This window comes from Neobacillus cucumis, assembly GCF_023715505.1.
The window spans coordinates 511,086-517,911 of the sequence record NZ_JAMBOH010000002.1 but is presented as its reverse complement, the minus strand read 5'-3'; the positions used below and the strand labels follow the sequence as shown (position 1 = coordinate 517,911).

Genomic DNA, 6,826 nt, shown 5'->3' with positions numbered 1-6,826 from the left:
TTGCCCTCCAGGCTATCATGCCCGCCCCTCAATGTAAATTCGAAATAGCGTAGTCCACTTACGATAATTATGAGCGTTGCGAAAAATTTCATTGTTGATAATTTTACACAATTTAATGGACTTGACTAAAAAGGAGGCACGAGGGTAGTCAATAGAGCTTATTGACGACCGTAAAAGAAAAAAACGAGGCACGAGGGTAATCAATAGAGTTTATGGCAATATACCAATAACTTTTAGGTTCCTTGCTTTTTCATAGTAATACTTTAGTGAGATAAAATTTCCCATTGACTAACACCTCAATAGGTTTTATATTGGATGAGGTTTATTCATATTCATTCGTTTAAAACATTATTTTAATATAAAAGTTCGTCAAGGAGGATAACCGTGGAGAAATCAAATAAATTAGGATTCTGGGTGTTAACTGCCCTTGTCATTGGGAATATGGTTGGCTCAGGTATTTTTATGCTGCCTCGCTCGCTGTCAGAAGCAGCTAGTCCAGCCGGTGTAATTTCCGCTTGGCTCGTTACAGGCTTTGGCGTTCTGATGCTGGCCCTAGTTTTCGGCAGCTTGGCGATTCGTAAACCAAATTTGACAGGCGGTCCGCAAATCTATGCAAAAGAACTATTTAAGTCAGGTTCTCATGCATCTACTTTATCTGGATTTATGTCTACCTGGGGTTACTGGATTGGAAACTTAGCTGGAAACATTGCCATGATCACCACCTTTGCCGGATATTTATCCACCTTTTTTCCAATCTTAACAAGCGATGCAAACTGGTTTACAATCGGTCATTTCACTCTAAAAGTAGGTAATGCACTAACATTTCTAGTCTGTTCCTTATTGCTTTGGGGTACCCACTTTATTATCCTGCGTGGTTTGGAAAGTGCGGGGAGATTAAACTTCCTTGCTACTGCAGCAAAAGTAGCTGGTTTTGTCTTTTTCATAATTGTTGGTCTGTTTGCGTTTGAACAGAGTAATATCCTGCCATTTACGGCTCCGAGAATGGATGAAGCCGGACATGCGATCGGTATTATGGGCCAAATTAACGGGGCTGCTGTCAATACCTTGTGGGCATTTATTGGGGTAGAGTCAGCCGTCGTATTTGCTTCTCGTGCCAAAAAACAATCCGATGTAAAAAGGGCCACCATTTTAGGATTATTTATTGCACTGGGTATCTATATTGGTATTAGCACCCTTGTGATGGGAATGCTGGACCAAAACACGCTTATTCATTCTGATAAACCATTAATTGATGCTATTCAAACAGTTTTAGGACCAATCGGCGGTAAATTATTAGCAGGGATTGGATTAATTAGTTTGTTTGGTTCAACCATTGGCTGGTTAATGTTAACTGCGGAAGTTCCTTATCAAGCAGCGAAACAAGGGTTATTTCTGCCTGCATTCTTAAAAGAAAACAAAAAGGGTCTGCCTGTTTTTTCAATGATTGTATCCAATGGAATAGGACAGCTATTTATTTTTTCTACCGTTTCAAAATCCATTTCAGGAGCATTTGATTTTATCATTGTCATCGCGACCTTATCCTATTTGGTACCGTATCTTATTTCATCAGTCTATCAGCTAAAGTTAGTGGTAAAAGGAGAGACATACAAAGGAAAACAGAGAATGGCAGACGGTATGATTGCTTTACTGGCCACCTTTTATTCCGTTTGGGTGATTATAGCAGGTACAGCAGATCTTAAAACGTTTATGTATGGTATGATCTTACTTGCAAGCGGTATTCTTTTCTACCGGCCAAAAACAAAAAAGAAAAAGGCAGCGAATCAAAAAACAAAACGTGCATTATCTGCTTAACCTATCAGAATTTTTCTGATAGGTTTTTATTTTTTATAAAAGGGTAAAATAATCATGCTTCATATAATCATTTCTTTTGACAGTTGCTAGAGGTTGTACTAAAATTAGTAAATCCGATAAAAATAGTAAGAATTAGGGGGTCTATTAACATGAAAAAACTTACAGTAATTTTTGCGCTGCTTTTAAGCTTTATGTTTGTGCTTTCAGCATGTGGTGGCAAAGATGAGAAAAAAGATCAAAAGACAGCAGTAAACACCGAAGAAAAGAAAACTGCGGATAATCAAGATTTATTGAAAAAGATTCAAGACGATGGAAAGATCACCATTGGTACTGAAGGTACATATCCGCCGTTCACTTTCCATGATACAAGCGGTAATTTAACTGGATTTGATGTCGATTTAGCAAATGAAGTCGCCAAACGATTAGGTGTAAAAGTAGAATATAAAGAAACTCAATGGGACGCTATGTTTGCAGGTTTAGATGCGAAGCGTTTTGATATGATTGCGAACGAAGTTGGAATTCGCCCAGACCGTCAAAAGAAATATGACTTTTCTGATCCATATATTACGTCAGCCGGTGTTCTTATTGTCAATACTTCTAACACTAAGGTGAAAAAATTTGAAGATATTAAAGGCTTAAATGCTGCCCAATCTTTAACAAGTAATTACGGTGATATGGCAAAGAAATATGGAGCCAATCTTGTTGGAGTAGAAGGATTCCAGCAAGCCGTTGAATTGTTGGTACAAAAACGTGTCGATGTGACGATTAACGATAAACTTACCTATTTAGACTATAAAAAACAAAAGCCTGATGCACCAATTAAGATTGCCGCAACGGCAAATGATGCATCTTCAAGCGGATTTATGTTTAGAAAGAAAAGTGACAAACTCGTTGATGCAGTCAATAAAGCCTTAAAAGAGATGGTTGACGACGGTACTTATAAAAAAATCTCAGAGAAATGGTTTGGTGAAGATGTACTTAAATAGTATTTTTGCTGATCCGGAACGAACAGCAAGGTTAATTGATATTGCAAAAAGTTCCCTCCAGCCTCTGCTGGAGGGGGCTGTTTTTTATACGATCCCGTTAACGCTTATTTCATTTGTGATTGGGATCATACTGGCCATTCTTACGGCATTAGCCCGAATTTCAGAGGTAAGAATATTTCAAATCATCGCTCGAGTGTATGTTTCTGCGATTCGTGGTACTCCATTGCTTGTGCAATTATTTATCATTTTTTACGGACTGCCTAATCTCGGTGTCACGTTAGACCCCTATATTTCGGCGGTCATTGGTTTTTCTCTAAGTGTCGGCGCCTATTCGTCCGAAATTATCAGAGCGGCGATTTTATCAACGCCAAAAGGCCAGTGGGAGGCTGGCTATTCAATTGGCATGACCTACTGGCAAGTGCTTAGAAGAATTATATTGCCACAGGCTGCAAGGGTATCCGTTCCGCCTTTATCCAATTCATTCATTAGTCTTGTTAAAGATACTTCGCTGGCTTCACTGGTATTGGTTACGGAAATGTTCCGCCGCGGTCAGGAGATTGCTTCGACCAACTACGAATTTTTATTAGTCTATTCAGAAGTAGCACTCATTTATTGGGTTATCTGCTTTTTCCTTTCCATCCTTCAAGGGTACTTGGAAAAGAGACTGGGCCGCTATGGGGCTTAACTTAAGGAAAAAGGGAGTGTTATCATGATTAAAATTAATGGTTTATATAAACAGTTTGACCAGTTACAAGTGTTAAAAGGGATCGATCTGGAAGTGGAAAAAGGTAAAGTGGTTGTCGTAATTGGGCCGTCAGGTTCCGGGAAAACAACGATGCTCCGCTGTTTGAACGTGTTGGAAACACCAACGAAAGGTGTCATTTCAATCTCAGGTCAAAGTTTAGATTTCTCAAAAGCAGTTCCAAAGAAAGATATTGCTTCATTCCGCCGCTTAACCGGTATGGTTTTTCAAAGTTATAATTTATTCCCGCATAAAACAGCCCTTGAAAACGTGATGGAAGGGCCAATTATTGTGAAGGGAGAAAATAAGGAGAAGGCCCGGAAAAAAGCACAAACTTTACTGGAAAAAGTCGGGCTGGCTGATAAGCAGGACTATTATCCGGCACAGTTATCAGGCGGTCAGCAGCAGCGTGTCGGGATTGCCAGGGCGCTCGCGATGGAGCCGGAGGTTATGCTTTTTGATGAACCTACCTCCGCACTTGACCCAGAATTAGTCGGTGAGGTGTTAAAAGTAATGAAGGACCTCGCAGCAGAAGGAATGACGATGATTGTGGTTACCCATGAAATGCGCTTTGCCCGTGAAGCAGCAGATGAAGTGATTTTTATGGACCAAGGTGTCGTTGTTGAACGAAATAAACCGGACGAAATTTTTACGAATCCAAAAGAAGAACGGACGAGAAAGTTTTTGAATATGATTCAATAAAGTGCTGTAGCTCATGTAGCTATGGCACTTTTTATTTTTGGATAAATTAGTTAAAATTTGTGAAACTTTTCCTTTTACTAGTTCGTATTACTTAGTATATTAAACAAGTAAGAAAGAATATCTATACATGACCGCCTATTAAACTAGAATATGCCTGCATTATACACATTCTAAAAAAATAAGGATGGATGCCAATGGAACCTTTTTGCATTCCTTTAGATACCATTTATTTATACGCCTTAATTATTTCTGGTGTCATCACTGTGTTGTACGTATTGTTTGCGGACGTCTTTCATTTTCATGGGGCAGGGGAAGGTCTGGATTTTCTAAATCCGGTATTAATTTTTGCCTTTGTAACGATTTTGTCTGCGAGCGGATACTTATTTGAAAATCTGTCTTCCTTACATTATTTACTTATACTCGGGATATCCGCAGTGATTGCGTTTATTGTTGTTACATTTTTAAATGTATTTGTTCTTGTGCCGGTATCTAGAGCCGAGGAATCACTTGTCTACAAAGAGTCGGATTTACAAGGAAGGGTGGGTACTGTCATAACGCCAATTCCCGCTGATGGGTATGGAGAGGTGATGATTGATAGTACGAGCGGCCGGATTGCTAAACCTGCCAAAAGCTTTGACGGTGATCTTATTCCGGACGGGACAAGGGTATTAGTCGTTCAGGTGAAAAACGGTGTACTAGAAGTAACCGTTTATCAACAATTAGAGAAATTCACTTTATAGGGAGGTTTTAAGAAGATGGGAATGATTTGGATTATTATTGGGGTTGTCGTACTTATTCTTCTGGCATTAATCGGTGTATTTATTACCAAGTACAAAACCGCAGGTCCTGATGAGGCGTTAATTGTGACTGGCAGTTTCCTTGGGAACAGGAATGTCCACGTGGATGAATCAGGTAATAAAATCAAGATAATTCGCGGCGGCGGGAGTTTTATTTTACCAGTCTTTCAACAAGCAAAACCATTAAGCTTGCTATCTAGCAAACTAGAAGTAACCACACCGGAGGTTTACACGGAGCAAGGGGTACCCGTCATGGCGGATGGAGTGGCGATTATTAAAATAGGCGGCTCGATTAGCGAGATTGCGACAGCCGCAGAGCAGTTTCTAGGAAAACCGAAGGAAGACCGTGAAAACGAAGCAAGAGAGGTACTTGAAGGGCATTTACGTTCGATCCTTGGTTCGATGACGGTTGAAGAAATTTATAAAAACCGAGATAAATTCTCCCAAGAAGTCCAAAGAGTTGCCTCGCAGGACTTAGCAAAGATGGGATTAGTGATTGTTTCATTTACGATTAAAGATGTTCGTGATAAAAACGGCTATTTAGATTCTCTTGGGAAACCGCGGATTGCTCAAGTTAAACGGGATGCCGATATTGCGACAGCAGAGGCAGAAAAGGAAACGCGGATTAAAAAAGCAGAAGCAGCTAAGGAAGCGAAGCGGAATGAATTAGAGCGAGCTACGGAAATTGCGGAAGCAGAGAAAATTAATCAGCTGAAAATAGCCGAGTTCCGCCGTGAGCAGGATATTGCCAAAGCCCGTGCAGACCAAGCGTATGATTTGGAAAGTGCAAGGTCCAAGCAGGATGTAACCGAGCAGGAAATGCAAATCAAGATTATCGAGAGACAAAAACAAATTGAACTAGAGGAAAAAGAGATCCTGCGCCGTGAACGTCAATATGACTCCGAAGTAAAGAAAAAAGCGGACGCTGATCGGTATTCCGTCGAGCAATCGGCCGCAGCGAATAAGGCGAAAGAAATTGCCCAGGCCGAGGCTAATAAATACCGGATTGAAGCAATGGCAAAGGCCGAAGCAGAACGGATCCGTCTCGATGGTTTGGCAAAAGCGGAAGCACAAAAAGCACAAGGTTCCACTGAAGCGGAAATAATCCGCTTAAAAGGTCTGGCAGAAGCGGAGGCAAAAGAAAAAATCGCCGAGGCCTTCGAACAGTTTGGTCAGGCGGCTATTTTGGATATGATTATCAAGATGCTTCCGGAGTATGCGAAGCAAGTGGCTGCCCCGTTATCCAATATTGATAAAATTACCGTTGTTGATACAGGTGGAAATGGCGGTGCAAATAAAATCACTAGCTATGCAACCAACTTAATGGCTACCCTGCAGGAGTCTTTGAAGGCTTCGAGTGGTATCGATGTAAAGGAATTAATTGAAAACTACTCTGGAAAATCGAATGTGAGAAAAAGCATTGAGGAATTAACGGACGAACTAAAAAATAAAACAGAATAAGCTTATAGAACCTTATCACAATGCTGATAAGGTTTTTCTATGTACATTTATAGAACAAATTGGTTAGTGTTACCATTGGATTATTTGTTAATAGACAAAAGTAGTACTAAAAACTCAAATTTCGAATTTCGGAATTTTAGATTTTAGTAGATTAAATAGGTAAAAGAGGGAAAAAGAGTAAAAAGTTATATTTACTGGAATTTTTAGCGCGGTTTTATACCTATTTTTTCATGTTGTTAATATGGTTGTGGGAATAAATATCTATTTTTTTATAGTAATTTATCATTATATTCCCATTATTTACAATATTTATACTAGTCTGATAA

6 protein-coding genes are annotated in these 6,826 nt (G+C 39.7%); all 6 read left to right on the top strand.

Going from position 1 to position 6,826, the window contains the following annotated elements:
• Positions 1-384 precede the first annotated feature (384 nt).
• The 6 genes from M3226_RS05130 (at position 385) to M3226_RS05105 (ending at position 6,500) form a co-directional block, all read left to right on the top strand.
• A complete protein-coding gene (locus tag M3226_RS05130) occupies positions 385-1,812 on the top strand; it encodes an amino acid permease (protein ID WP_251563201.1) in 1,428 nt (475 codons plus the stop codon).
• Between the two features lie 149 nt (positions 1,813-1,961).
• Entirely contained in the window at positions 1,962-2,798 is an 837-nt protein-coding gene (locus tag M3226_RS05125; RefSeq protein WP_251563199.1) for an amino acid ABC transporter substrate-binding protein, read from the top strand.
• A complete protein-coding gene (locus M3226_RS05120) occupies positions 2,785-3,483 on the top strand; it encodes an amino acid ABC transporter permease (protein ID WP_144566855.1) in 699 nt (232 codons plus the stop codon). The genes M3226_RS05125 and M3226_RS05120 overlap by 14 nt, the downstream gene beginning before the upstream one ends.
• Before the next feature lie 24 nt (positions 3,484-3,507).
• Entirely contained in the window at positions 3,508-4,242 is a 735-nt protein-coding gene (locus tag M3226_RS05115; RefSeq protein WP_251563197.1) for an amino acid ABC transporter ATP-binding protein, read from the top strand.
• A gap of 194 nt (positions 4,243-4,436) precedes the next feature.
• Positions 4,437-4,982 carry an NfeD family protein gene (locus M3226_RS05110; RefSeq protein WP_251563195.1) on the top strand — a complete coding sequence of 182 codons (546 nt, stop codon included), beginning with the start codon at positions 4,437-4,439 and terminating at the stop codon, positions 4,980-4,982.
• A gap of 15 nt (positions 4,983-4,997) precedes the next feature.
• Positions 4,998-6,500: a flotillin family protein gene (locus M3226_RS05105; RefSeq protein WP_251563194.1), complete on the top strand. Its 1,503-nt coding sequence runs from the start codon at positions 4,998-5,000 to the stop codon at positions 6,498-6,500.
• The last annotated feature ends 326 nt before the right edge of the window (positions 6,501-6,826 follow it).